Consider the following 624-nt stretch of genomic DNA (forward strand, 5'->3'; position numbering starts at 1 on the left):
ATGGCCCGGGCGAGGGTCTCGCCACCGCCGTCGGAGCCGGCGAACAGCCAGTTGCGGCGCCCGATCCCGATCGGGCGCATGGCGCGTTCGGTCGGGTTGTTGTCGATGCCGATGCGCCCGTCCTCGAGGTAGAGCTCGAAGGAGTGCCAACGGGAGAGCCCATAGCGGAAGGCCTTGGCAAGATCGCCCTTGCCTGGGATGCGCACGAGTTGCGCCTCGGCCCACGTCTTGAAGGCGTCGACCTTGGGCCTGGAGTGCTGTTGCCGCGCCGCCTTGCGCAGTCCGGCGGGCTGGCCGGCGATCTGCTGTTCGACGTCGTAGAGCTTCCCGATCCGATCGAGCGCCTCGCGTGCGATCTCCGACTGGGTTGTCTCCCAGACATCGTGGAAGTCGCGTCGCAGATGGGCCCAGCAGGCCGCCTCCCTGAACTGGCTACTGCCGTCCGCCCGCAGCTCATAAAGCTGGGCAAAGCCTGCGTAGGCATCTGCCTGTAGGATGCCGCTGCTGGCGTGCAGGTGCTGCCGGGGATGCTCCCCTTTCCGGTCCGGCGAGAAGCGGTAGACCACACCAGGCGGTGCGCTGCCGGCCCAGGGCCTCTGATCTGAGACATAGGCCCAGACCCGA

1 protein-coding gene is annotated in these 624 nt (G+C 67.8%); it reads right to left on the minus strand.

Going from position 1 to position 624, the window contains the following annotated elements:
* On the minus strand, positions 1 to 624 hold a 624-nt coding region (gene tnpC, locus ACXAJT_RS27620; protein WP_475242238.1), incomplete at both ends, for an IS66 family transposase.

The sequence above is a fragment of the Salipiger sp. ABF4_146 genome, from assembly GCF_056161345.1.